At 65.8% G+C, this 25,402-nt stretch carries 18 protein-coding genes; 8 read left to right on the top strand and 10 right to left on the bottom strand.

Going from position 1 to position 25,402, the window contains the following annotated elements:
* Positions 1-223: 223 nt before the first annotated feature.
* The 4 genes from KRR38_RS26395 to KRR38_RS26380 form a co-directional block, all read right to left on the bottom strand.
* Positions 224-991 (bottom strand): enoyl-CoA hydratase/isomerase family protein, encoded by a 768-nt coding sequence (locus KRR38_RS26395; protein ID WP_217406389.1) that lies wholly within the window; start codon positions 989-991, stop codon positions 224-226.
* 1 nt (position 992) lies between these two features.
* Positions 993-2,252 carry an acetyl-CoA hydrolase/transferase C-terminal domain-containing protein gene (locus tag KRR38_RS37515; RefSeq protein ID WP_309141147.1) on the bottom strand — a complete coding sequence of 420 codons (1,260 nt, stop codon included), beginning with the start codon at positions 2,250-2,252 and terminating at the stop codon, positions 993-995.
* Positions 2,253-3,140: a CoA ester lyase gene (locus KRR38_RS26385; protein WP_217406388.1), complete on the bottom strand. Its 888-nt coding sequence runs from the start codon at positions 3,138-3,140 to the stop codon at positions 2,253-2,255. It abuts the gene before it with no gap.
* A 220-nt stretch (positions 3,141-3,360) separates the two neighbouring features.
* Positions 3,361-4,527: an acyl-CoA dehydrogenase family protein gene (locus KRR38_RS26380; RefSeq protein WP_217406387.1), complete on the bottom strand. Its 1,167-nt coding sequence runs from the start codon at positions 4,525-4,527 to the stop codon at positions 3,361-3,363.
* Between the two features lie 151 nt (positions 4,528-4,678).
* On the opposite strand from KRR38_RS26380, the gene KRR38_RS26375 reads away from it, so the two are divergent.
* The 4 genes from KRR38_RS26375 to KRR38_RS26360 all read left to right on the top strand — a co-directional run bounded on the left by KRR38_RS26375 (position 4,679) and on the right by KRR38_RS26360 (position 11,534).
* On the top strand, positions 4,679-5,836 hold the full coding sequence (locus KRR38_RS26375) for a CaiB/BaiF CoA-transferase family protein (RefSeq protein WP_217406386.1): 1,158 nt from the start codon (positions 4,679-4,681) through the stop codon (positions 5,834-5,836).
* A gap of 187 nt (positions 5,837-6,023) precedes the next feature.
* Entirely contained in the window at positions 6,024-7,790 is a 1,767-nt protein-coding gene (locus tag KRR38_RS26370; RefSeq protein ID WP_217406385.1) for a thiamine pyrophosphate-binding protein, read from the top strand.
* A gap of 141 nt (positions 7,791-7,931) precedes the next feature.
* Positions 7,932-9,341: an aldehyde dehydrogenase family protein gene (locus KRR38_RS26365; protein WP_217406384.1), complete on the top strand. Its 1,410-nt coding sequence runs from the start codon at positions 7,932-7,934 to the stop codon at positions 9,339-9,341.
* Positions 9,342-9,503: 162 nt separating this feature from the next.
* Positions 9,504-11,534, top strand: coding sequence for a GMC family oxidoreductase N-terminal domain-containing protein (locus KRR38_RS26360; protein WP_217406383.1), 2,031 nt, complete (start codon positions 9,504-9,506; stop codon positions 11,532-11,534).
* 10 nt (positions 11,535-11,544) lie between these two features.
* Here the strand turns inward: KRR38_RS26360 and KRR38_RS26355 are convergent, their stop codons facing one another.
* Positions 11,545-12,423, bottom strand: a complete 879-nt coding sequence (locus tag KRR38_RS26355; RefSeq protein ID WP_217406382.1) for an LLM class F420-dependent oxidoreductase — start codon at positions 12,421-12,423, stop codon at positions 11,545-11,547.
* Between the two features lie 91 nt (positions 12,424-12,514).
* The gene (locus tag KRR38_RS26350; RefSeq protein ID WP_217406381.1) at positions 12,515-14,761 is read right to left on the bottom strand and encodes a TonB-dependent siderophore receptor; all 2,247 of its coding nucleotides are present in this window, start codon (positions 14,759-14,761) and stop codon (positions 12,515-12,517) included.
* Between the two features lie 178 nt (positions 14,762-14,939).
* Here KRR38_RS26350 and KRR38_RS26345 point away from each other — a divergent pair, with 178 nt between their 5' ends.
* Genes KRR38_RS26345 through KRR38_RS26335 form a run of 3 tightly spaced genes read left to right on the top strand, consistent with a single transcriptional unit; the run spans position 14,940 to position 17,192 of the window.
* On the top strand, positions 14,940-15,263 hold the full coding sequence (locus tag KRR38_RS26345; protein ID WP_217406380.1) for an iron transporter: 324 nt from the start codon (positions 14,940-14,942) through the stop codon (positions 15,261-15,263).
* The gene (locus KRR38_RS26340) at positions 15,260-16,870 is read left to right on the top strand and encodes a PepSY-associated TM helix domain-containing protein (protein ID WP_309141146.1); all 1,611 of its coding nucleotides are present in this window, start codon (positions 15,260-15,262) and stop codon (positions 16,868-16,870) included. The genes KRR38_RS26345 and KRR38_RS26340 overlap by 4 nt, the downstream gene beginning before the upstream one ends.
* Positions 16,863-17,192, top strand: a complete 330-nt coding sequence (locus KRR38_RS26335; protein ID WP_217406379.1) for a DUF3325 family protein — start codon at positions 16,863-16,865, stop codon at positions 17,190-17,192. The genes KRR38_RS26340 and KRR38_RS26335 overlap by 8 nt, the downstream gene beginning before the upstream one ends.
* Positions 17,193-17,199: 7 nt before the next feature.
* Here the strand turns inward: KRR38_RS26335 and KRR38_RS37510 are convergent, their stop codons facing one another.
* The 4 genes from KRR38_RS37510 to KRR38_RS26315 all read right to left on the bottom strand — a co-directional run bounded on the left by KRR38_RS37510 (position 17,200) and on the right by KRR38_RS26315 (position 21,513).
* Positions 17,200-17,505, bottom strand: coding sequence for a hypothetical protein (locus KRR38_RS37510; RefSeq protein ID WP_309141145.1), 306 nt, complete (start codon positions 17,503-17,505; stop codon positions 17,200-17,202).
* Between the two features lie 53 nt (positions 17,506-17,558).
* The gene (locus KRR38_RS37215) at positions 17,559-18,881 is read right to left on the bottom strand and encodes a hypothetical protein (RefSeq protein ID WP_217406377.1); all 1,323 of its coding nucleotides are present in this window, start codon (positions 18,879-18,881) and stop codon (positions 17,559-17,561) included.
* A 290-nt stretch (positions 18,882-19,171) separates the two neighbouring features.
* A complete protein-coding gene (locus KRR38_RS26320) occupies positions 19,172-20,107 on the bottom strand; it encodes a type VI secretion system-associated FHA domain protein (protein ID WP_217406376.1) in 936 nt (311 codons plus the stop codon).
* Positions 20,104-21,513: a bifunctional diguanylate cyclase/phosphodiesterase gene (locus KRR38_RS26315; RefSeq protein WP_217406375.1), complete on the bottom strand. Its 1,410-nt coding sequence runs from the start codon at positions 21,511-21,513 to the stop codon at positions 20,104-20,106. Before KRR38_RS26315 ends, KRR38_RS26320 begins: the two co-directional genes overlap by 4 nt.
* 355 nt (positions 21,514-21,868) lie before the next feature.
* Here KRR38_RS26315 and car point away from each other — a divergent pair, with 355 nt between their 5' ends.
* Positions 21,869-25,384: a carboxylic acid reductase gene (gene car, locus KRR38_RS26310; protein ID WP_217406374.1), complete on the top strand. Its 3,516-nt coding sequence runs from the start codon at positions 21,869-21,871 to the stop codon at positions 25,382-25,384.
* The last annotated feature ends 18 nt before the right edge of the window (positions 25,385-25,402 follow it).

Here is a 25,402-nt window from a genome sequence, read left to right as displayed (position 1 = left end):
GCCGTATTCTCCGCGAACTTCAAAGACATATGGCACGCACAAAGCGCGCTCTTTTTTAGGATGACGCAATCAACCGTTACTTGGGATTATTCGGAGGATATTCGGAAGCCGAAGAGAAAAGCGGCCGAATCATTGCCTGCCCACTTCGCGAGTCGGTCAAACGAAATGGGACGGACGGCCCGTGCGGCGCGATCAGTTCGCCCTGCCGCTCAGGCCGAACGGACTACCGTCCCTTCCACTCCGGCTTGCGCTTTTCGGCAAAGGCGCGCGGGCCTTCCTGGGCGTCCTGGCTGTTGTAGGTCATCTCGTGAGCGGCGCGGGCGGCCTGGAGGGCGGCGCCGCGGCCCATTTCGGTCGAGAGCATCACCGTCTCGCGCGCGGCTTTCACCGAAAGCGGGGCGCCGTCGAGCACTTCCCTGGCCAGCTCGATCGCCGCGTCCATCAGCGCCTCGGGCTCGGCGAGGCGGTTGACCAGGCCAATCTCGTAGGCGCGCTGGGCGGTGATCGGCTTGCCGGTCAGGACGATCTCCATGAAAATGCGCTGCGGGATCATGTGGATCAGCGGTGCCGCCCAGGGCGAGCCGCGGCCGACCTTGACCTCGGTGATGGCGAACTTGGCGTGGGTCGCAGCGACGCAGAGGTCGCAGGCCTGCGAGATCATCCAGCCGCCCGCGAAAGCGACGCCGTTGACCGCGGCGATCGTTGGCTTGGTCAGCTCGATATTGTCGTAGGGGATCGGGAACATGTCGCGCGCGGGCACGCTCATGCCGGTCTCGACCATTTCCTTGAGATCGCCGCCCGCGCAGAAGGCCTTCTCGCCTGCGCCGGTCAGGATCGCGATACGTAGCGCCGGGTCCTTCTCGAACCGCTCCCAGGCGGCGAACAGGCCGTCGCGGACTTCCTTGCGGAGCGCGTTGCGCTGCTCGGGGCGGTTGATCGTGATGATCGCGATGCCGTCTTCGCGGGCATCGAACAGGACGGCATCGGTCATATCAGAACCCCCGGGTCTGGATTTCGTGCGCAGCCCGGTCCAGTTCCTCGCGGAAGTCGGGATGGGCAATGGCGATCAGGCGGCGCGTGCGCTCGGCCAGGGTCTGACCCTTGAGCTCGGCCGCGCCGAATTCGGTGACGATGACGTCGACTTCGGTGCGCGCGGTGGTGACCGGGCCGGCGAGCGTCGGCACGATCTTGCTGATCGAGCCGCCCTTGGCCGTCGAGCCCAGCACCATCAGCGCCGCGCCGCCTGGCGAGCGCGCCCCGGCGCGGACGAAATCGACCTGGCCGCCGGTGCCGCCCATATAGGCCGCGCCCGATTGCTCGGCGTTGACCTGGCCGGTGAGGTCGACCTCGAGCGCCGAATTGATCGTCACCAGCCGCGAGAGCTGGCCCAGCACCGCGGCGTCGTGGGTGTAGCTCGTCGGCGTCATGCGGATCGCGCGGTTCTTGTCGGCGAAATCGTAAAGCCGCTTGGTGCCGATCAGCGCGCCGTTGATCGTCACGCCGCGATCGATCTCCTTGCGCGCATTGGTGATGACTCCGGCCTCGAACAGATCGACCAGCCCGTCGCCGAGCATGCCCGAATGGACGCCGAGGTCCTTGCGGTCGTGGAGCAGCCGAAGGATCGCGTCGGGCACCGCGCCGACACCGGTCTGGATGACCGAGCCGTCGCCGATGTAGCTTGCGCAGTGGCGGGCGATGGCTTCGTCTGTTTCGGTGACCTTGCCGGCGGGAACCTGCACCGGCACCCGAGAAACCTCAACCGCGACGTCGATCTCGCGGGCATGGATCGTCTCGCCGAAGGTATAGGGAACCTGGTCGTTGACCTCGGCGATGACGACGCGCGCGGCATCGACCATCGCCTTGGTATAGTCGCTGATCAGGCCGAAGCTGTGATTGCCGTCCTTGTCCGCCGGACTGACCTGGATCATCGCGACGTCGCAAGGGATCACGCCCGCGGTGATCAGCGGGCCGACCTGACTGACGTGGACTGGAATGACGTCGAGCGCGCCGGACTTGGTCATGGAGCGCAGTGCGCCGATCGCGCCCATGCTCGACAGCCGGAAGGCGCTCGCCGTTTCGGGCGTGAACAGGCCCGAGAAGCTCGTCGCGATAAAGGCCGAGAGGTTGCCGATCGCCGCGCCCTGCACGATCAGCGCTTCGACAAGCGTGGTCGGCTCGCCGCAGGCCTGGCCAAAGACGATGCGATCGCCCGGCTTGAGATAGCGCGAGAGGTCGAGGTCGGCGATGCCCACTTACTTCCCCGCCAGCTTCAACAGTCGCTGGGCGCGTGCCAGATAGGGCCGGTCGAGCATGCCGCCCTTCCAGCCGATCGCGCCGACGCCGGGGTTGGCGGCAAAGACGTCGACGATCTCCTGCGCTTCGGCGATCTCTTCGTCGGTGGGCGTGAAGGCGGCGTTGATCACGTCGACCTGCGCCGGGTGGATCGCCATCATGCCGCGGAAGCCGTCGCGGCGGACCTTCTCGGCACGGATGCGCAGCGCTTCGAGGTCCTTGAAGTCGGCCGAGATCGTTTCGATCGCGGTGACGCCCGCGGTGGCCGCGCCAAGCACGGTCAGGCTGCGCGCCAATTCGTAGGTGAAGCTGTACGAACCGTCGGCATTCTTGTTCGAGCTGGCGCCGATCGAGTCAGCCAGATCCTCGGCACCCCAGGTCAGCGCGACCACGCGCGGCGCACCCTTGTAGTTGCCGGTATGGAACATGGCCTCGGCGGTCTCGGTGATCAGTACGATGACCGGGGTCGAGCCCTCCTCGATCCCGTTGGCCACTTCGAGCACCGACAGCATGTGGTCGAGCTTCTCGACCTCCTGTCGGCCATAGACCTTGGGCAGCATGATCCCGCCGGGATTGGCCGGCATGATCGCGGCGAGATCGCCCAGCGTATAAGGGCCATCGAAGGGATTGATCCGCACCCACAGCCGGTGGCGCTGCGCCGGGTTGGCTTTGATGAAATCGTGGACCATCGGCCTCGTCGCGACCTTGTTCTCCGGCGAGACCGCATCTTCGAGATCGATGAGCACAATGTCGGCCGTGCTCTCCGTAGCCTTGGTCATCTTCTTCTCGCTGTCGCCGGGGGCGAACAGCCAGGAGCGGGCGGAGATCGGTTCGTGCTGGATCGGCATGATCTGGGTCCTAGGATTCCACCGGGGTGACAGCAGGGTTACACAAGTTACACCCCGTCACCTACACGGCCATATTCAACTAACTGCGATTAAAGGAAAAAATCGCCATGGTTACAGGTTACGGCGTTTTCTCGATTTTTCTGCACCGACCGAAAGCGAAGTCCAGCCGGTACCGTCAAGCCTTTGCCACGACGTATCCCGTGTAGGACAGCGCCTTTAGTCAGTAGGACTTGGGCAGTTCAAGCACGCGTTCGGCGATGAAGTTCATGATCTGGTGCGGGGAGACCGGCGCGATGCGCGGGATCAGCACTTCGCGCAGGTAGCGCTCGACATGATATTCCTGCGCATAGCCCATGCCGCCCATCGACATGACCGCGGTCTGGCAGGCCTCGTAGCCGGCTTCGGCCGCGAGGTACTTGGCGCTGTTCGCCTCGATGCCGCATTCCTTGCCCTGGTCGAACAAGGTCGCCGCCTTCCACACCATCAGTTCGGCCGCCTGGAGCTGCATCCAGGCCTTGGCCAGCGGGTGCTGGATACCCTGGTTCTGGCCGATCGGCCGGCCGAAGACGATCCGCTCGCGCGCATATTTCGCCGCCTTGGCGATCGCCACCTTGCCGAGCCCGGTCGCTTCCGCGCCGAGCAGCACACGCTCCGGGTTGAGGCCGTGGAGCAGGATCTTGAAGCCCTGGCCCTCGGCACCGATGCGGTCTTCCTCGGGCACGAACAGGTCTGTGATGAACAGCATGTTCGAGCCGACCGCGTGGCGGCCCATCTTGGGGATCAGTTGGTGCTCGATATGGTCGCGGTTCAGCTTGGTATAGAACAGCGTCAGGCCTTCGGTCTTCTTCTTCACGTCTTCCAGCGCGGTGGTGCGCGCGATGATCAGCATGCGATCAGCGACGTGGGCGTTGGTGATCCAGATCTTCTCGCCGTTGAGCAGATAGCCTCCGTCGACTTTCTGGGCCTTGGTCTTGAGGCTGGTGGTGTCGAGCCCGGTGTTGGGCTCGGTCACGGCGAAGCACATCTTCTCTTCGCCCGAAAGGATCGGCGGGATCATCCGCTGCTGCTGTTCCTCGGTGCCGAAATGCATGACCGGCTCGAGCCCGAAGACCGGCCCGTGGATCGAGCTCGCCGCCGCGAGGCCGCCGCCGCTCTCGGCCACGGCCTGCATCATGATCGCCGCTTCGGTGATGCCGAGGCCGGCGCCGCCGACGCTCTCGGGCATGGCGATGCCGAGCCAGCCGGCCTCGGCCATCATCTTGTGGAACTCGACAGGCCATTCGCCGCTGCGGTCGTGCTCCAGCCAGTAGTCCTCGGAGAACTGCGAGCAGTGCTTGAGCACGGCCTCGCGGATGTTCTGCTGGTCTTCGGTGAATGCAAAGTCCACGATACGCACCTCTCGCTGACGACGTGCTGCCGCTAGCAGCGGTACAGGGGAATGACAACTGCGGTTGTGCCGATATGCGTTCAACGAACCAAAATACGCATAGACGACGACGACGCGATCGGCTAACGGCGCCGCAGTCCGAGGAGCAGGAATGAGCAGCAAAGGTCCTTTGGCCGGAATTCGCGTCGTCGATCTGACGAGCGTCGTGTTCGGCCCCTATGCCACCCAGATCATGGCCGACATGGGCGCCGACGTGATCAAGGTCGAGCCGCCGGCCGGCGACAACACGCGCGACATCACGGTCGGCCCGGTGCCGGGCATGGGCGGCGTCTATGTCAACGTGAACCGCGGCAAGCGCAGCGTGATGCTCGACCTGCGGCAGGAAGCCGACAAGGAGGTTCTGCGCAAGCTGATCGCCACGGCCGACGTCTTCATCCATTCGATGCGCGGCAGCGCGATCGCCAAGCTCGGCTTCTCCTATGAAGCGGTCTCGGCGATCCGGCCCGACATCGTCTATACCAATTGCTACGGCTATAGCCGCCGCGGGCCAGAGGCCGACCAGCCGGCCTACGACGACACGATCCAGGCCGAATGCGGCATCACTTACGTCCAGCAGCTGATGAACGGAGAGCCCGGCTTCGTCGCGACGATCATGGCCGACAAGGTCGCGGGCCTCCACGCGCTGCAGGGCACGATGATGGCACTGTTCCACCGCCAGCGCACCGGCGAGGGCCAGGAAGTGGAAGTCACCATGTTCGAGGCGATGGCCTCGTTCATGCTGGTGGAGCATGCCAACGGCGCGATGTTCACGCCGCCTACCACGCCGGCGCACTATCACCGCGCGGTCGAGAAGAACCGCCGGCCCTACAAGACCAAGGACGGCTATGTCGCGGCGCTGGTCTACAACGACAAGCACTGGAACGCCTTCATGGCCTCGGTAAAGCCGGCCTGGGAGAGCGACGAGTTCTCGACCTTGGAGAAGCGGGCGAAGCAGATCGGCCGCGTCTACGGCCTGCTCGGCGAGACCTTCCTGACGCGCACGACGCAGGAATGGCTCGACCTGCTGCGCGAGTTACACATTCCGGTTGCCCAGCTGCGCACCACCGACGAGCTGTTCGACAACGAGCAGCTCAATGCGATCGGCTTCTTCGAGACGCTCGACACGCCGCAGGGACCGACCAAGTTCCCGGGCGTGCCGACCTGGTTTTCGGCGACACCGGGCAAGGTCGCCGGCCCCGCCCCGACGCTGGGCCAGCACAATGCCGAACTGCTCGCGGAGCTCGGCCTGGCGCACGACGAGACCAAATGAACAGACCTGTTGATCTTGTGTTGGCGGCTTTGCGCCGTTGAGCTAGGAGCGGTGCCGAAACAGTCAACGGGAGAGCGAGAATCGGCACGCGCCTCGGCCTGGGCCCGACACCGGCAGGCAGCGCGACACCCATTCGCAACCCCCTGAATAAATTCTAGAATCTTATCGAAAAAGGGAAATCCAGACGATGGCATACGACGATCAGGTGCAGGCGGAATCGAAGGGCGGCACTCCCGTCTACAAGCGCATCCTCGAACTGTTCGAGGCCGAGGGCGTCAACACGTTGTTCGGCATTCCCGATCCGAACTTCGTCCACCTGTTCCTCGAAGCCGAAAATCGCGGCTGGACCGTCGTCTCGCCGCACCACGAGGCTTCGGCTGTCCACATGGCTGCCGCTGCCGCCCGCATCACCGGCAAGCCGGCGCTCTGCATCGCCACGCTCGGGCCGGGCATGGCCAATGCGATGCCGGGCATCCAGTGCGCCAAGGTCGAGAACGACCCGGTCATCATCCTGGGCGGCCAGCGCGCCCGCGTGACCGAGCGCCGCGTGCGCCGCGGCCGTATCCAGTTCGTCCGCCAGGAGCCGATGATCGAGGATTCGGTGAAGTTCTCGTCGTCGATCGAGTATGCCGACCAGACCGACGAGATCATCCGCGAGGCGATCCGCATCTCGCTGTCGGGCACGCCGGGCCCCTGCTACATCGAATATCCCAGCCACGTTCTGCTCGAAGAGCTGGATGCCGAGCCGGCGCTGCCGCCCGCCCGCTACCGCCTGACCGATGCCGGCGCCGACGGTGACCGCATCGCCGAGGCCGCCGCGCTGATCAAGGCCGCCAAGAACCCGATTCTGCTGGTCGGCCACGCCGTCCACACGACCAAGTCGGGCGAGAAGCTCAAGGACCTGGCGCTCAAGATGAACTGCCCGGTCATCCAGACCTCGGGCGGCACCTCGTACATCGAGGGTCTCGAGGACCGCACCTTCCAGTACGTCTTCTCCGACGCCTCGATCGACGCGGTGGAAGAGAGCGACCTCGTCGTCGCGATCGGTACCGAGCTCGGCGAGCCGCTGCACTATGGCCGCTGGCGTCACTGGTATGCAGGCGAAGCCAACCGCAAGTGGATCTACATCCAGCAGGACGCGACCGCGATCGGCGTCAACCGCCCGATCGACGTGCCGCTGGTCGGCGATCTGCGCGCCGTCGTGCCGCAGCTCACCCGCGCGCTGGGCGATGGCCTGCCCGAGGCCCAGGGCCTGCGCCGCTTCATGAAGGACGGCCAGGCCGAGCTCGACGAGCTGGCGGTCGAAGCCGGCGAGAAGACCGACGGTTCGGGCAACGTGCCGATGAACACCGCGCAGTTCGTCGTCGAAGCGACCAAGGCCTTCCCCAAGGACGGCATCATGATCCGCGACGGCGGCGCCACGGTGATCTACCAGTGGACCTATTCGCAGTGCAAACCGCACGACGTGATCTGGAACCAGAATTACGGCCACATCGGCACCGGCCTGCCCTATGCGACGGGCGCCATGCTCGCCGACGAGGCCGCGACCGGCAAGAAGCGCCCGGGCATGCTGCTGACTTCGGACAGTTCGTTCCTGTTCCATGTCGGCGAGCTCGAAGTCGCCGTGCGCAAGAACCTGACGCTGGTCTGCGTCGTCGGCGTCGACTTCCAGTGGGGTCTCGAGGTCGGCGTCTACAAGCGCACCTTCGGCCAGGGCACGGCCGAGACCGGCACCCACTGGTCCGACAAGGTCCGCTTCGACAAGATCGGCGAAGGCTTCGGCGGCCACGGCGATTTCGTGCGTGAAGCCAAGGACCTCGGCCCGGCGATCAAGGCCGCCTACGAGCGCGGCGGCCTGACCGTCATCCACGTGCCTATCGATCCGAAGGCCAACTCGGAAGAGATGCCCAAGTACGAGAAGTTCCGCACCTGGTACGCCGAGGGCACGCAGTAAGCGGGAGGCCCGCAGAGGCGACAATTCACGCCCGCGCCATACTGGACACAGTAGGGCGCGGGCTTATTGTTTTCAGCGAGCAAAATTCCATCTGGGGATGAGCCCACACCCGGCCTGCCCCACGAAGTTTCGGGAGAAGTTATGCGCGAGTATCTGAAGTTCTACATCGACGGGAAATGGGTCGATCCGACCACGCCCAAGACCGTCGAAGTGATCAATCCCGCCACCGAAGCCGTTTCGGGCACGATCTCGCTGGGCTCGGCCGCCGACGTCGACAAGGCAGTCGCCGCTGCCCGCCGCGCCTTCGCCACCTGGGGCGAAACCTCGGTCAAGGACCGGCTCGACATCCTCCAGGCGATCCAGTCCGAATATGCCAAGCGTTCGGATGAACTCGGCGACGCGGTGGTCGAGGAAATGGGCGCGCCGGTTTCGCTCGGCCGGGGCTTCCACGTCGGGCTTGGCGCGGGTCACCTGCAGACCGCGATCGAAGTGCTCAAGGAATTCCAGTTCGAGCAGCAGCGGGGCGCCACCCTGATCCGCTACGAGCCGATCGGCGTCTGCGGCCTGATCACGCCGTGGAACTGGCCGATGAACCAGACCTGCGTGAAGATCTTCCCGGCGCTCGCCAGCGGCTGCACGATGATCCTGAAGCCGCCGCAACTCGCGCCCTATTCGGCGCAGATCCTCGCCGAGATCATCCACGATGCCGGCACCCCGGCGGGCGTGTTCAACATGATCCAGGGCCAGGGCTCGGTCATCGGCAACGCGCTGTCGACGCATCAGGACGTCGATATGATCTCGTTCACCGGCTCCGAGCCGGTCGGCGTACAGATCCAGAAGGACGCGGCCGACACGGTCAAGCGCGTCGGGCTGGAACTGGGCGGCAAGAGCGCCTGGATCGTGCTCGACGACGCCGACATGGCGAACAACGTCGCCGGCGCCACCGGCGGCATGATGGGCAATTCGGGTCAGACCTGCTCGGCCGGCTCGCGCCTGCTGGTCCCCGCCTCGCGCCTCGAAGAGGCGATCAAGGCTTCGGCCGATGCCTGCAACGCGGTCTCCGTCGGCGATCCCAACGGCAATTTCGCCATGGGCCCGGTCGTCTCGAAGAGCCAGTTCAACATCATCCAGGACTATATCCAGAAGGGCCTGGACGAAGGCGCGCAGCTCATCGCCGGCGGCCTCGGCCGTCCCGAGGGGCTAGACAAGGGCTGGTACGTCAAGCCGACCGTCTTCGTGACCAACAACGACACGGTCATCGCCCGCGAGGAGATCTTCGGCCCGGTGCTGGTGGTGATCCCCTACAACGACGTCGACGACGCGATCCGTATCGCCAACGACAGCAACTTCGGCCTCGGCGGCTATGTTTCGGGCAGCGACGCCGACGAATGCCGCCGCGTCGCGCGCAAGATGCGCACCGGCGCGATCTGGATCAACGGCGGCTTCGACTTCCACGCGCCGTTCGGCGGTTACAAGCGCTCGGGCAACGGGCGCGAGTGGGGCGAATACGGCTTCCACGAATATCTCGAGATCAAGTCGATCATCGGCTGATCTCAATAGCAGAGCCGGTCCGCCCGCGCGGGGGACCGGCTTTCTCTTCCCCATTACATAAAGCCGAGCGTTTTGGATCGTTCAGCAATTGGCTAACGCCCCATCGGGCTGCTATGGCGCCTGCAATAAAGGGGGTCGCATCCTCTATCGAAGGATGCGTGAATGTCGAAACCGTTCAATCCGCTGCAAGCCGCGATCATCAAGGCGCTGACCGAGGCGCTGTTCTACGGCGTCGAGATGAAGATCCCGCCGAAGCAGGTCGTCGCCAACCTGCAGAAGCAGTTCGGCATGATCCACGGCAACAAGCCGACCGAGATCGGGCTGACGCTCTATCTGGTCTGCTTCTTCATGGGCGGGCCGTTCTTCCTGCTGTTCGGACCCGAATGGCGCAAGCAGCGGATCGACAAGCGGCTCAAGCGCTCGAAGAACAACCTGCTGCAGGACCTCGCGCGTATCCGCGGCGTGATCTACGCCGGCTATTACGGCCACTGGGAAGGCCAGAACGAGGACCGGGAGAAGGGCCAGGACGAGAACAAGGCCAATCCGGTGTTTGCGCAGATCGGCTATACGCTGCCCAAACATCGCGCGCGTAATCCGAGTTCAGGTGACGTGACGATCAAGCCGTTCTTGGGCCGCGACCTCAAGCACAGCGACGTGCTTCACCCCGACGCGCTGCCCCATTCGGCCGAGATCATCGTCATCGGATCGGGCGCGGGCGGCGCGGTCGCGGCAGCGAACCTCTCCGGGCAGAAGCACGACGTACTGGTGATCGAGGCTGGACCGCACTACCCCTCGCCGGACATCACCCACGAAGAACGCAGGATGACCTCGCGCCTCTTCGTCGACGGCGGCATCCAGACGAGCCGCGATCACGACATCGTCGTGTTCCAGGGGCGTGTCGTCGGCGGCTCGACCGTGATCAACAACGGCATCTGCCTGCGCGTCAAAGCACCAGGCCAGGTCCATCCAGCCGCCTCCGACGTCTTCGCCAACTGGGCCGCGCTGGGCGCTCCGGTCGACGAGGCCCGGTTCCTCGAGGCCTACGACGCGGTCGAGAACCATCTCGGGATCGAGGAGATCCTGCCGCACACGGGACGCAACAACGGTCCGCACCTGCTTAATGGTTGGAGCACCCACGCAGGCACGACGGGCGATCCGCAGGATGCGCAGTCGCCCTATAGATGGTTCCGCAAGAACTACGGGCCGCGCGCGATCGGAGCCGAGTGTGCCTATTGCGGCTATTGCAACACGGGCTGCCCCTATGGCCGCAAGCAGGGCATGGCGCAGTCCTACCTGCTGACCGCACGGGACAACGGGGCCAGGATCCTGGCCGATGGCGAAGTACGCCGGATCATCTGGAAGGACGGGAAGCCCGGCCACGCCATCGGCGTCGAGGTTGTCCTGCCCGACGGCACCAGCCGTGTCGTGCACGCGACCAAGGGCGTGGTCGTCGCGGCGGGCGCGTTGGCCTCGAGCCGCATCCTGCGCAACAGCGGCATCAAGCAGGCCGGTTCGGGCATATCGCTGAACATCGCCTGCCCGGTCGTGGCGCTGATGCCCGACGACAAGCCGATGAACGTCTGGGACGAAGACCAGATGGCAACCTATGTCGACCGCGGCGACTTTCTGCTCGAATCGCACTTCCAGCCGCCAATGAGCATGTCGACCTTGATGCCCGGCTGGTTCGGCGATCACGCCCACCGGATGCGCAACTACAACCGGCTGGCCTCGGCGGGCGTGCTGTTTCCGGCGGACCGGCGCGGACAACTCAAAGGCAATGGCGGGCTGAGCTTCAAACTGCGCCAGGACGTGGAGATACCGCTGCTACGCCGCGCGCTGGCGACGCTGACCAAGGTGCATTTCGCCGCCGGCGCTATCGAGGTCTATCCGGCCGTGGCGCGCGGTACCGCATTGCATCGAAAGGACTTCGACAGCCACGACAAGATCGATGGCTTCTTCGAACGCAACGTGCGCGAGGCCGACGACGTGACGCTGTCGAGTTCGCACCCGCAGGGCGGCAATGCGCGTAACGCCGACCCGAACGAAGGCATCGTCGATCTCGACAATCGCGTCCACGGGACGGACAACGTGCTCGTGACCGACGCCAGCACCTTCCCGAGCTGCATCCGGGTCAACGCGCAGCTTACGACGATGGCGATGTCGCACTACGCGACGGCGCAGAATCCGTTCTGAGCCCCGCGGCTTACCCCGCGAGCGAAAGCCCTGCCCGCTCGCAGGCGTCGGCCACGGATGCGAAGTAGGCGATGTGCTCGGCGGCGGTGGTGAAGCCCATGCCCATCGAGTTGATCGCCGCATGGGTTCCGCCTGCGTCGCGCCAGCGCTGGACGGTCTCGGCAACCTCGGCCGCCGACTTGGGGCGCAGCATGTTTATCTGCTTGCCGAAAGCCTCGCCGCTTCGGCCGTTCTCGGCGAGATAGGCGTCGAGCGAGCCCAGCTGGTCGAAGGCGTTCCCCGCACCGTCGGCGAAGATGAAGCCGTCGGCGATCCGTGCCGCGCGGCGCAGGGCGACGTCGGCGAAGCCGCCCATCCAGACCGGAACCGAGCGGCGCGGGCGCGGCAGGGCGGCGATCCGGTCGGCTCGGTCGAACTCGCCGGAGAAATCGACTAGGTCCTCGGTCCACAAGCGGCGCATCAGGTCGATCTGCTCGGCCATGCGCTTGCCGCGGCTGGCGAAGTCCTGGCCGAGCACGTCGTATTCGACATAGTTCCAGCCCACGCCCACGCCCATGCGGAACCGCTCGCCCGAGAGCAGATCGAGGTCGGCCGCCTGGCGTGCGACGAGCGCGGTCTGGCGCTGCGGCAGTATCAGGATGCCGGTGACCAGTTCGATCCGCTTGGTGAGCGCGGCGATATAGGCGAACATCACCAGCGGATCGTGGAACGGGTCCTTCTCGGTATAGGGTCCGGTTAGCTTCGGCTCGCGGTCGTGCGAGGCGCCGATGACATGATCGTAGGCGAGTAGGTGGTCGAAGCCCCGTTCCTCCGTGGCCAGTCCGATCGCGCGGACCGCCTGCGGATCGCCCTTGAGCTCCTTCTGGGGATAGATGACGCCGATCTTCATGCCTGCACCTTTACCGATCTGGGGTTGCCGATCCGCCGCCCTCGATGCGCCAGAGCCTCCGGATCGGCAACCTGAAATACGGCCGAAAGTGCTACCAGTTGTAGCGGATCGACCCGGTCACCGTGCGCGCCGCGCCGTAGTAGCAGCTGTTGGTGAAGGGGCAGGCCGAGATGTGCGTCTTGTCGAACAGGTTGGCCGCATTGACCGCCAGGCTCCAGCCTTCGAGCGAGCCGTTGGCGGCGCCGAGGTCATAGCCGAGCATGGCATCCACCAGCGCGAAGCCCTTGGTGTGGAAGCGCTGGAAGGTCGTCACGTTTCGGATCACGGCATAGCTCGTGGTGCCGTCCGAGCCGGAGACATAGCGCACGCCGGCTCCCAGGCTGAGCCCCGCAAGCGTCCCCGTAGTCTTGCCGCTCTTGCGGAAATCGTAGGACAGGAAGGTGGAGGCGCCCCATTCGGGCGTGCCGAGCTGGCGGGTACCGGTGGTCGTCGGCTGGCCGCTGTTCGTCGCGGTCGCCGGAATCGCCGGAGTACCCTGGGTGATGATGGCTTCGGTATAGCTCAGCGCCGCGATCACATCGAAACCGGGCGTTACCTCGCCGCGTCCCTCGAACTCGATCCCGCGGACGCGGGTCTCGCCGATCTGAACCTGCGAATTCGTCGGAATGCCGTTCGTGCCCGCCAGTGGATCGGACACCGGCACCTTCTGCCGCTTCAGGTCATAGGCCGACAGCGTAAAGATTGCATTGGTCCCCGCCGGCTGGAACTTGAGCCCAGCCTCGTACTGCCGCCCGGTCACCGGGACGAAGGGAACGCCGAGGTAGGTCGTGCCCGTCTGCGGCTCGAACGATTCCGAGTAGCTGACATAGGGCGAGAGGCCGAATTCGAACTCGTAGAGCGCGCCCAGCCGCGTGGTGAAGGCCGTCTGCTTGAGGAGCGTGACCGTGTTGTTCCGCTTGTTGAGCGAGTTCTGATCGTACCAGTCGTAGCGGCCGCTGGCGATCAGCTGCAGATGCCCGATGCTCATCTGGTCCTGGACATAGACGCCGGTCTGGAAGCGCTTGCCATAGGTGTTGACGTAGGCGCTGGACAGCTGGGTCAGGTCGAAGCTCGGCAGCACGCCGCCGTACTTCGGCGCGAACAGGCTGAGGTTGGGGATCGAGGTCAGCGGATTGGTCGTCTCGCCGGTGTTGAACTGCTGGAAGTTTTCGCCGGTGATCTGCTGGTAGTCGACGCCGACGAGGACGTTGTGCTTGATCTCGCCGGTCTCGAACTTGGCGTTCAGCTGGTTGTCCAGGGTCAGCGTATCGAAATCCTCATCCGCGCCGCCGCCGCCACGGGTGATGATCGCATAGTTGCTGTTACGGTTGACGCCCGTGCCGGTCGTTGCAAAGCCCGCGACATAGAGCTGGCGGTAGGACAGCTTGTTGTTCTGGAACCGGAAATTCGTCCGGAAGCTCAGGCTGTCGGTGAAGTCGTGGCGGAAGAAGGCCGCGATCGACTTCGCCTTGTGGTTGTAGCGTTCATAGCCCGGATCGCCGGTGTTGATGTCGCGCGGCAAGGTGCCGAGGCCGCCGTTGGACAGCACGGTGCCATAGGCCGGCACGCCCGAATAGCCGCCGCCGCTCGGCGCGTGCTGGTAGGTGGCGATCAGGGTGAAGCTCGTCGCGGCGTCGGGCGCGAAAGTCAGCATCGGGCTGACGTGATAGCGCTCGGCGAAAGTGCCCTTGGTCAGGCCGTCGCTCTTCTGCCAGCCGCCGACGAGGCGGGCGAGAAACTTGCCGTCCTTGTCGAGCGGCTGGTTGATGTCGGCCACGGCGCGCCAGGAGTTATAGTTCCCTACCTGCCCTTCAATGCGCCCGAAGGCCTGGTCCTCGGGCATCTTGCTGGTCAGGTTGACAAGGCCGCCCGGGGTCGAGTTGCCGTAGAGCACCGAGGCCGGGCCCTTGACCACGTCGATATGATCGACGCGGTTGAAGTCGATCTGCGGGGTCGAATAGGGCCCGGCGATCAGCCGCATGCCATCGAGAAACACGCCCGGCGCAAAGCCGCGCAGGATGAGCTGGTCGTAGCGGGTGACCATGCCGCCGCGCTGGTTCGGCGACACGCCCGCGACATAGCCGAGCGCCTGGTTGATCGACAGCGCGTTGCGGCGCTGCAGCTCCTCGTTGTCGATCACGGTGATGGTCTGCGGCGTTTCCATCAGCGGCGTGCTGGTCTTGGTGCCCGTGCCCGTCTCGCTGCCGCGCAGGCCGGTGACGATGATCGTCTCGGACGCGGCGCGGTCGCTCTCGTCGGCTTCCGCATCGGCGTCGGCAGCATGAGCCAAGACCGGCATAAGTGCCTGCGAGGCAACGGATAGAGCCAGTGCGAGTGCCAGCTTCCGGATTGCCCGATGCGCCGTAGATTGCGGAAAGTCCTTCATGTTCGCCCCTTATTGCTGTTGATAATGATTCGCATTTGCCTCTAGAGGCGGTTTTGGCTAGAGGCAAGCCGTGGCGGCAACGAGGGTGACAATGGGAATTCAGCGAAGGGCCTTTTCGGGCAGAACTGCCCGGCCCGCCGGGCCGGTGACGGCATTGGCGATGACGGCACGGTGCCTGACGGCGCTGCTCGGCGGCTATGCTGCTGCCTCTGCCCTGGCCTCGCTGCTGGCGCGGCTGCTGCCGATCGCCCGCGCCGAGGCCACGGCCTGGGGCATGATCCTGTCGTTCCTGATCTTCGCGGTGCTCGCCCTCTGGGCCTTCTACGAACGCAGCCTGGCGCGCGTCGCCGTCGTCATCTGGGGCAGCGCGATCATGGCCGCCGGAGCGGTCTTTCTGCTGGGCGTGCGGCCGTGATCGAAACCGCCCAAACCGAAGACGAAGCACCGAACAGAGGCCTACGCCAGGCCATGGCCTGGATCCACACCTGGCTGGGCCTGCTGGCCGGCTGGATCCTGTTCGCGATGTTCCTGACCGGCACCGCCAGCTACTTCCGCCCCGAGATCACCCGCTGGATGCAGCCCGAACTGCGACCGGCCCAGGTCTCGTCGGCACGCGCCGCCGAGACCGCGGTCGCCCATCTGCAAGCGACCTCCCCCGACGACGAGCAGTGGACGATCTACCTGCCCGACGAACGCACCACGCAGACGCGAATCTTCGCGCGGGCAAGGCCGAACCCCGATCCCAAAGCGCCGCCGGGGTCGCGGCGGCCTGAGCTCAAGCTCGATCCCGCCACGGGCGCGCCGCTGACCGCGCGAGAGACGCGCGGCGGCGAGCAGTTCTACCGCTTCCATTTCCAGCTGCAGCTGCCGCACCCCTGGGGTCGCTGGCTCGCCGGCGTCTGCGCCATCTTCATGCTGGCGGCGATCGTTTCGGGCGTCACCACGCACAAGCGCATCTTCGTTGACTTCTTCACGCTGCGCTGGGGCAAGGGGCAGCGGTCCTGGCTCGACGCACACAACGTCTCGGCGGTCCTGGCGCTGCCGTTCCATGCGATGATCACCTATACAGGCCTGATCACGCTGGTCGTCATGTACATGCCCTGGCCGATCATGGCGAACTACGCCAAGCCGGCGGTCTTCGCCGAGGAAGCCTATGGCGTCGAGCCGAAGGCCGAACCTTCGACGCAGCGCGCGACGCTGGCGCCGATTGGGCTCATGGTAAACGATGCTACGCGCGAGTGGCGCGGCGGGCAGCCCGACCGCGTGGTCATCACCGATCCGGGCTATGCCAACGCGACCGTGACTCTATTCCGCAGCGCGGCGGATCAATTGAACGCGCGCGGCGCTTCGATCAGCTATGCCGGCGCGACAGCCCAGCGGCTCTCCGCCTCGCCGCCGCCGGGGCCGGCGATCAGCACGGCAGGCGTGATGCTCGGCCTCCATATCGCGGCTTTCGCGGGGCCGGTGCTGCGCTGGACCTACTTCCTGCTCGGCCTGACCGGTGCGGCCATGGTCGGCACCGGCCTGCTGCTGTGGACGGCCAAGCGGCGGCGGCCCGATACCAGGCCCTTCCTCGGCTTCCGCCTGGTCGAGCGGTTGAACATCGGCGCGATCGCCTGCCTGCCTGCGGGCATGGCGGCCTACCTGCTCGCCAACCGGCTGATCCCCGCCGCCCTGCCCGGGCGCGCCGACATGGAAGTGGCGGCGATGTTCTGGGTGTGGTTCGGCCTCGCTGCGCTGTCCCTCCTCCGCCCGGTCCATCGTGCCTGGCCCGAGACGCTGGCGATCGCGGCAGCCGCCTTCGCGGCGCTGCCGCTGGTCAACATCGCGACGACCGAGCGCGGCCTGTTCCGGAGCCTGGCGGCGGGCGACTGGCTGTTCGTTTCCTTCGATCTTGCTTTCTTCAGCCTCGCCGCGCTGCTGGGCCTCGCCGCATGGCGCGCCGGGCGACCGCGCAAGGCTGGCCGCTGCCGCGAGCGCTCGGCCCAGGTCAGTCTCAGCCGGGAGACCGTCGATGCTTGAGCCTGGCCTGATCGCCTATGCCGGCCTCGCCAGCCTGGCCGCAGCCCGCGCCAAGCACTGGCCTGCCCGCCACCTGCCGGCGGTGCTGTCACCCTTTCAAGCCAGAGCCGCCGGCGTTGCACTCCTGATGCTCTCGCTCTTCGCCGCGCTCCACCGGTTCGGGCCGGCGCAGGGCACCGTGGCCTGGACCGGACAGCTCTGCGTCGCAGGCGTAGCGCTCGTCCTCATCATGTCGTGGCGGTTCTTCGCGGCCTTGAAGGTGGCGATCGCCGCATTGCTGACCGCGGCGGTGCTTGCGCTGTCGTCCCTCGCCGCCGGCTAGACCCTTATCAGAGCAGCACGCTGTCCGCCCCTAGCGGTTGCGCCAGATGGTCGAACAGAATGGCGAAATCGGCCCGCGCATCGCCGTTGAGATCGCCCTGGAGCAGCCACTGGTCGCCGGTGTGCGTCTGGATGAGTTCACCTGCGACCCGGCTGAAAGCGTCACCACCGAGCATGAAGGCCTGGTTGCCCGCGACCTTGCTGTTGGCATCGATCTTGGAAAGGTCGAGCCGATCGCCGTCGGCCGCGTTGAAATCGACGATCTCGTCGCGCGCCGTGGCGGCGATCCGCGACTCGCCTACCGTCTGGAACACGAAGAGATCCGCGCCGCTGCCGCCGACGAGCCGATCCGCCCCAACCCCGCCGATCAGCGTATCGTCGCCGCCCCCCCGTCGAGCCTGTCGTTGCCGCCCATACCCTTGAGCGTGTCGGAGTTCGAGCGCCCGACGATCACATCGGTCGCTGCGGCGCCGGTGAGCCATAGCGCCGGATCGATCTGCGTCGGCCCGGTCAGAGGCCCATCGGCCGCGCCGCTCACCTCGATAACGACGGGGTGGTCCGAAAGCGCAATCTTGGCAGAGGTGACGTCGTCATAGCGGGCGATCGGGCGGTCCGAGACAAGCGGATCGTAGACCACGACATCGACCATGCGGCCGAAGTCGATCGTGGTCTGCTTCGCGGCGACTGAGATCGGCTTGTTGGCCGCTTCGTTCCAGATATCGGGTTCGGCCCAGAGCACGAGGTCGTGGACGCCGCTCGACTTCTCGATCACCAACGAGTTGCTGTTCGCGGGCTGTCCGCTCAGCTTGTAGGACAGCGCATGGGTCGCGAAGCTTGCGGCATTGGCGGTATCGTCGGCCAGGATCGTGGTCAGGTTGTGGATCGCCGTCGCGACCTTCTTCGGCTGGAACGCGCTGTCGAACAGGCCAAGATTCTTGTCGACGGCGATCCCGGTCGGATCATCGGCATCGAGCAGTTGATAGAGATAGGTATGCGCGACGCCGAGCTTGGTCGCATCGGCGATCAGGTTCAGCGTGAGCTTGGCCTGGGTGGTCTCGTCGACACCCTCCCAACTCGCGTTGCCGACACCCGTGTGATAGCCGGCCTCGGTGATGACCATGCCTTTGCCGGCGACGCCGTGCTGCATCATCGCGGTGGCTAGGGTGGCATAGGGCTGCGCGCCGAGCTTCGGATAGGGATGGATGTTGACGTAGTCCGCTGCATCACCCGCCACCGCAACGGTTCGCGGCGCGCCGGTGAGGTCGTAGAAGTCGACGCCCCTCAGGATCGGCGTCGCATCGACGGCACTCGCTGCCGCGTTGACGAAGGCGACGCCCGCGGCCACGCCGGTCAGACCCGCATATTTCACCGGCCAGTGATTGATCTCGTTGGGGCCCTCGATCGCGGCCACCGCGCCCGGGTTGGCCTGCGCGAAGGCCGCGATCCGCGAAACGGTCTCGATCGGGTCCAGGCCCGAGGGCAACAGCATGTCGAACTTCACGCCCGCCTCGGCGAGCGACTGGAAGATAGTGTCCCCTTCCAGCATCGCGCCCTCGCGCACGTGATCGATGCCGAGATAGCCGAGCGCCGCCGTGGTCCTGGCAATGTTGGCAGAGGTGTTCAGCGGCTGAAGGTGGACGTCGACGCCCAGAGAGCCGATGAAATCGGCTGCGCGCAATGTGGTTGGCATTTCAGAAGCCCCGTGAAGTTCGGTGTGTGACCTACCTCTCGCCCGCTAAAAAATGGCCAAGGGGCGTCACTAATGTGGCCTTACCCTCCGTTGCGGAACATAACGGATCGCCATAAGACGCCCCGCCCACCCAATATCGGCCCACATTTTTAGCAGCCCACCGGACGTTTGTCTTGCCGCAAAAATCGCGTTCGGCTTCAATATTTATGCATCAACAGACCAAATCATCACACAGCTGTAACAATGGGATCGCCGTTCAGTAACGGCCGCTAAGGTCGACCAGATGCTCTTCAGAGCTCGTGCGCTCTCGCAGCCACTTCCGCGGCTTCATAGGCGAAGACATAGGCCTGCTCGAGCGAAGGCGGCACGGCCTGTTCCAGCTCCTCCGCAAGCTCGGCGCTGCGCCGCGCGAGTGCGTCTGTTTCGCCGGTCGAGAACCTGTCGACCAGAACCCGGAGGCATCCCTGCATTCCGGCCTGGCTGGCGACGAGATGCCGCCTGATCGCTCGAAGCGACGACCGCACCGCCTCGGGCCCGGAAAGAAAACCCGCAGGCTCGGTCAGCAGCAGGTCCACGGCCAGCCGCTTGGGGGATGCCCATTTGAACAGGTTGTTGCCGGTACTGGCGATCCTGGTGCGCTGCAGGTCGTAAAGGCTGCGCGCCCGGTCGCGCTCGGCCATGAGATCGCTGACGCCGGAGACGGTCTGGCGATAGAATGCGCCCACGCGGCGCATGATCTCGTCGGGATCCTCACCCGCCAGCTGCGACGAGTCGAGCCCGGCGCCCTCGCAGAACGCTTCCAGCAGGGAACGGTTGGCCGCTGCCGTCTCCGACAATGGCATCGAGAATGTCGTCGCGCCTCCAGCCGCGGGATCATCGCCGATCCTGCAGACAGCCAGACGGAAGTCGCCGAGCGCGAGCGTGCAGGGTACGGCAAGGCCGGCTTCCACACCGAACGGAAGCTTCTCGTCATGCGCGAAGGCACCGTTGGCGCCGCTTACCCGGATGGCGAGATCGCCGTCGCGAACGATCAACTCGCAATGCTGCCGCGACAGCGTCCGGGTCGGATCGTCCACGACCCAGTCGACCCCCGGATCGCGGCCCAGCGTCATCGAACCTTCGCGGAGGTGGCGCGTGTCGATCGTCCGGCCGGGTTCCGCGCCGTGATACAGCCGGAGCTCGTAACCCGTCGTCGTCGGAGGCGCGGCCGCGCCGATCGCGTTCATAGCGTCAGGCTCTTCGACAGGCTGCGCAGCATCGCCCGCGGACCGACCGCCAGTTTCTCCGCGAGCGCCTCTCCGTCCCGGACGAAGGCCGCGAAGGTGGAGGCTTCGAGCGGGGGCGAGAAATAGAAGCCCTGGAAACGGTCGCAGCCGTGCTGCCGCAGCCAGGCATATTCCTCGCGCCGTTCGACACCCTCGGCGAGAACGCGGATGCCGAGGCCCCGCGCCAGGGCGATGATGCTCTGGCAGATCGCCTGGCTGTCCTTGCGGCGGTCCACGTCGGCCACGAACTCGCGGTCGATCTTGATCTTGTCGAAAGTCAATTTGCGCAGCGAGCTGAGACTCGAGAAGCCGGTGCCGAAATCGTCGATGGCGACGGAGACGCCGAGCGCGCGGATCTTCGCGAGCAGGCGTGAGGCCCGGTCGCAATCCACCACGGCCACACTCTCGGTCAGTTCTATCTCGAGGAACTCCGGTGGCCGCGCGTGCCGCCGGAGCGTCCGGTCGATCAAGGTGGGGAGGTCGTCGCGCTTGAGTTGGTGGCCGGACACGTTGACCGCCACACGCAGGTCGCCCAGGCCTTTTGCCCGCCAGCCGCTGGCTTCGCGTATGGCCGTGTTGAGCGCCCAGAGGCCGACCTCGTCGGCAAGGCCGGTCGCTTCCACCACCGGAATGAACAGCGCCGGCGAGACCGCCCCGCGCGCCGGGCTGTTCCAGCGCATCAGCGCCTCGGCCCCGAACACGCGCCCATTGGCTGCGTCGATCAGCGGCTGATAGCAGAGCCGCAGTTCGCCGCCCGCCATGGCCAGACGCAGATCCTGTTCGAAGGCGAAACGCTCGCGTTCCTCGGTGTCCCAGGCCGGGCCGTCGGCAGCGACGTCGGCCGTGGCAGTCGCCATGCTCAACTGGGCCAACGCCCGGGTGAGCGCGGTCGCCGGCTCCTTTCCGTCGAGTTCGGACAGCCGGGTGCTTATCTTGAGCGCGATCGTATGGCTGCCGATCGCCATCGGTTCGCCAAGCGCATATTCGATGGCTCCGAGTTCGACACTCGCCAGCACCGCGCTCTCCACCGGTCCGAACCAGATGGCGATATGCGCGCGGTCGACATGGTAGAGCAGGCGCTCGGCGGGCAGCATTGCCTTCAGCCGCGCGGCCACCGCGATCAGAAGCTGATCTCCAAGCGACGGATCGAACACGCAGAGGCGATCGAAATCGAGAAAACGGATGATGCCCAGCACTCCGCCACCGTCGCCTTGGATCTGCCGGATAAGCGGCTCGCGAGTCGGCATCCCGGTCGCCGAGTGTCGATGCAGCGATCGGGCCGCATCGCCGCGCTCGAGCGCGGCAATCGCGTCGTGCAGGCGCGCCGCGGGTTCTCCCTCGGTCGCGATCGCCGCGAGGCGGTCCATTCTGTCGGCAAGGGCGTGCCAGCCTGTTGCTTGGCTACGCGCTGGGGAGCGACCCGTCATGACCGGCTACTCGTCGTCGGAGCAGCGAACGCGTAGAGCCGTAAGACCGAAAATCCGTGGTTTAGCAACGGTCCGTGACTTGCACGGTAATGATTCCAAGGCTCCCATAGCCTTGATTCTAGGGAGGAAAACTCAATCGTCAGTTAACGCCCAATAAGGCGCGGGTTTACCACACCTGGCAAGGTGTCCACCCCGAACCGAACAAATCAATCAACTGGTTGATTTGTTCGGCGGCAGCATTCATACCGCGGGGCGAGCCCCGCAAGAAGGCGGATGCGGCGAGTGGGAGAATGTCATGGCGACGATCGAATTGTCCGGAAAAACGCAAGCAGAACGCAAGGCTAACCGGCTCGAACGACTGTGGTCGGAAGATCGCGAATTCGCCGAGCGGAAGCAGCTCGATTCGGTCAGGGCCGGAAAGCGGCAACCGGGCATCCGGCTTGCCCAAGTCGTGGAACTCGTCATGGAAAGCTATGCCGATCGCCCGGCGCTCGGCCAGCGCGCCCGCGAACTGGTGACCGATCCCGCCACCGGCCGCGCGACGCTGCGGCTGCTGCCGCGCTTCGACACGATGACCTATCGTGAGGTCTGGGCGCGTGCGAGCGCCGCGGCGAGCGACTGGCACCACCACGCGCAGAGCCCTCTGGGCGCCGGCGACTTCGTCTGCATCCTTGGCTTCACCAGCCCCGACTATGCGACGATCCTGCTCGCCGACATCCAGCGCGGCGCAGTCAACGTCCCGTTGCAGACCAGCGCCCCGCCCTCGCAGCACGCCGCGATCATCGCCGAGACAGAGCCGCGCATGCTCGCGGTCAGCGTCGAATATGTCGACGCCGCGGTCGACGCCGTGTTGCTGGGCACCGTGCCCGACCGGCTGGTCGTATTCGACTATGATGAGCGCGACGACGACCAGCGCGAAAAGCTCGCCGCTGCCCGCCAGAAGCTCGCCGACGCGAAGTGCCCGATCGTCGTCGACACCTTCGAGGAGGTCATCGCGCGCGGCGCCAGGCAGGAGCGACTGCCGCTCTACGTGCCGGCCGAAGGCGAGGACCCGCTGGCCTGGCTGTTCTATACCTCGGGCTCGACGGGCACGCCCAAGGGCGCGATCTTCACCCAGAGCCTGGTCATCGGCACCTGGCTGCACGACCACGACATCCCGACCGTCACGCTGAGCTTCATGCCGATGGCCCACCTCGTCGGCAACGGCTACCTGCTGATGGCGCTGGCCAACGGCGGCACCTCCTATTGCTCGCCCCGGGCCGATCTCTCGACGATGTTCGAGGACTTCGCCCTGGCGCGCCCGACGATGGCCTCGATCGTCCCGCGCGTCTGCGAGCTGTTCCACCACCGCTATCTCGGCGAGCTCGACCTGCGCGTTGCCGCGGGCGAGGACGAGGCGACCGCGAGCGAGGCGATCAAGCGCGACATGCGCGAGAACATCCTCGGCGGCCGACTGCTCTCGGTCGGCTGTGGTTCGGCCTCGCTCGCGCCGGAGACCTATGTCTTCATGGAAGACATGCTCGATCTGCACATGCCGATCGGCTATTCCTCGACCGAGATCGCCGGCGGCACCGTGCTGGTCGACTGGAAGATCCAGCGCCCACCGGTCATCGACTACAAACTCGCCGACGTGCCCGAGCTCGGCTATTTCAGCACCGACAAGCCCTATCCGCGCGGCGAGCTGCTGGTGAAGTCCGACCGCTTCATGGGCGGCTACTACAAGCGCCCCGATCTCACTTCGGAGAAGTTCGAGAACGGCTATTACCGCACGGGCGACGTCATGGCCGAATACGGTCCCGACCACCTCGTCTTCGTTGACCGCTGCAACAACGTGATCAAGCTGTCGCAGGGCGAGTTCGTCGCGATCCAGAAGCTCGAGGCGGCCTATGCGCATCACGCCGCGATCCGGCAGATCTACGTCTATGGCACCAGCGAGCGCGCCTTCCTGCTCGCCGTAGTCGTGCCGAGCGAGGATCTGGTCGCCCAGCTCGGCCCGGACGGCGGCACCGACAAGGTGAAAGCCGCGATCCGCCGCGCGCTGCACGAGGTGGCCGAAGAGGACGGGTTCAATGGCTGGGAAGTCCCGCGCGACTTCATCATCGAGACCGATCCTTTCAGCCTCAAGAACGGCCTGCTCTCCGAAATCGGCAAGCATCAGCGCCCCAAGCTCAAGGACCGCTACGGCGAGAGCCTGGAGGCGATGTACGCGCAGATCGCGCAAGACCAGTTCGACGTGCTTCGCCAGCTGCGCACCAGCGGCGCCGGCCGGCCGATGATCGAGACCGTGACCCAGGCCGTGCAGGCCACACTGGGCCTCGGTGCGTCGGACGTGCAGCCCAGTTCGCGCTTCATCGACCTCGGCGGCGATTCGCTCGCGGCGCTGACCTTCTCAAACCTGCTCGAGGAAATCTTCGGGGTGGAAGTCCCGGTCGGCGTGATCATCAACCCGGCCGGCGACGTCCAGAACCTGGTCGACTACATCGAGGCCGAACGCAGCACGGGCAAGAAGCGGCCTAGCTTCGCCACGGTCCACGCCGCCGATAGCGTCGAGGTCAAGGCCAGCGAGCTGACGCTGGACAAGTTCATCGACGCCGATCTTCTCGCCAAGGCTCCCAGCCTGCCCAAGGCGGGGGAGATCAAGACCGTGCTCCTGACCGGCGCGACTGGCTTCCTCGGCCGGTTCCAGGCGCTCGCCTGGCTCGAACGGCTCGCCGAAACCGGCGGCAAGGTCATCCTGATCGCGCGCGGCAGCACTCCCGCCCAGGCCTACGCCCGCGTCGAAGCGGCGATCGAGAGCGACCCGCAGCTCCTGGCCCATTTCCGCAAGCTGGCAGCCGATCACCTCGAAGTCCTGCCGGGCGATCTCGGCTTGCCGAACCTCGGCCTCGACGACGCGACCTGGGAGCGGTTGGCCGCTGACGTTGACCTGATCGTCCACCCGGGCGCGCACGTGAACCACCGGCTGCCCTACAACCAGCTCTTCGCCGCCAACGTGACGGGCACTGCCGAACTCATCCGCCTGGCACTGACCAGCAAGATCAAGCGGTTCCACTATGTCTCGACGCTCGGGGTGAACTCGGTCGCCACGCGCATCGTCGACGAGGACGGCGACATCCGCCAGCTCATGCCGAGCTGCCAGATCGATGACGGCTATGCCAATGGCTACGGCGTCAGCAAATGGGCGAGCGAAGTGCTGCTGCGCGAGGCGCATGACCTCTGCGGCATGCCCGTCGCGGTGTTCCGCCCAGGCATGATCCTGGCGCACAGCCGCTATGCCGGCCAGCTCAACGTGCCCGACATGTTCACCCGCCTGCTGTTCAGCCTGGCCGCCACGGGCATCGCGCCCGAGACGTTCTATGCCGCCGACGGCTCCGCCGGCCGTCCCCGCGCGCGCTATGACGGACTGACGGTCGATTTCCTGGCTGACTCGGTCACCGCCATCGGCGCTCAGGATCCGCAGGGCTTCAACAGCTACAACCTGTCCAGCCACATCGACGACGGCGTCTCGCTCGACAATTTCGTCGACTGGATGATCGACAGCGGCTGCCAGATCGAACGGATCGACCGCTACGACGACTGGCTCTCGCGCTTCGAGACTTCGATGCGCCTGCTGCCCGAGGAACAGCGCGGCGAATCGATGCTGGCGATCCTCGACCCCTACCGCCAGCCGCAGCGGCCGACGGGCAAGTCGATGCTGCCGGCGGAACGCTTCCAGACGGCGACGGCGGCCGCGGGCTATGTGATCCCGCCGGTCTCCGCGGATCTGATCGGCAAGTACGTCGCCGACCTGCGGCACCTGAAACTGCTCTAGGCGCTGCCCGCTGCGGAC

This window comes from Novosphingobium sp. G106, assembly GCF_019075875.1.
Classification (GTDB): domain Bacteria; phylum Pseudomonadota; class Alphaproteobacteria; order Sphingomonadales; family Sphingomonadaceae; genus Novosphingobium.
Note: the sequence above shows the minus strand (reverse complement) of the source record. Positions and strands in the feature narration are given on the sequence as shown.

Excerpts from the sequence above, each read along its gene's own strand:
- KRR38_RS26355 (WP_217406382.1), bottom strand. The coding sequence starts at position 12,423 with ATGAAGATCGGCGTCATCTATCCCCAGAAGGAGCTCAAGGGCGATCCG.
- KRR38_RS26345 (WP_217406380.1), top strand. The coding sequence starts at position 14,940 with ATGGGAATTCAGCGAAGGGCCTTTTCGGGCAGAACTGCCCGGCCCGCC.
- KRR38_RS26365 (WP_217406384.1), top strand. The coding sequence starts at position 7,932 with ATGCGCGAGTATCTGAAGTTCTACATCGACGGGAAATGGGTCGATCCG.
- KRR38_RS26350 (WP_217406381.1), bottom strand. The coding sequence starts at position 14,761 with ATGCCGGTCTTGGCTCATGCTGCCGACGCCGATGCGGAAGCCGACGAG.
- KRR38_RS26385 (WP_217406388.1), bottom strand. The coding sequence starts at position 3,140 with ATGCCGATCCAGCACGAACCGATCTCCGCCCGCTCCTGGCTGTTCGCC.
- KRR38_RS26360 (WP_217406383.1), top strand. The coding sequence starts at position 9,504 with ATGTCGAAACCGTTCAATCCGCTGCAAGCCGCGATCATCAAGGCGCTG.
- car (WP_217406374.1), top strand. The coding sequence starts at position 21,869 with ATGGCGACGATCGAATTGTCCGGAAAAACGCAAGCAGAACGCAAGGCT.
- KRR38_RS26335 (WP_217406379.1), top strand. The coding sequence starts at position 16,863 with ATGCTTGAGCCTGGCCTGATCGCCTATGCCGGCCTCGCCAGCCTGGCC.
- KRR38_RS37215 (WP_217406377.1), bottom strand. The coding sequence starts at position 18,881 with ATGCCAACCACATTGCGCGCAGCCGATTTCATCGGCTCTCTGGGCGTC.
- KRR38_RS26375 (WP_217406386.1), top strand. The coding sequence starts at position 4,679 with ATGAGCAGCAAAGGTCCTTTGGCCGGAATTCGCGTCGTCGATCTGACG.
- KRR38_RS26320 (WP_217406376.1), bottom strand. The coding sequence starts at position 20,107 with ATGAACGCGATCGGCGCGGCCGCGCCTCCGACGACGACGGGTTACGAG.
- KRR38_RS26315 (WP_217406375.1), bottom strand. The coding sequence starts at position 21,513 with ATGGACCGCCTCGCGGCGATCGCGACCGAGGGAGAACCCGCGGCGCGC.
- KRR38_RS26370 (WP_217406385.1), top strand. The coding sequence starts at position 6,024 with ATGGCATACGACGATCAGGTGCAGGCGGAATCGAAGGGCGGCACTCCC.
- KRR38_RS26395 (WP_217406389.1), bottom strand. The coding sequence starts at position 991 with ATGACCGATGCCGTCCTGTTCGATGCCCGCGAAGACGGCATCGCGATC.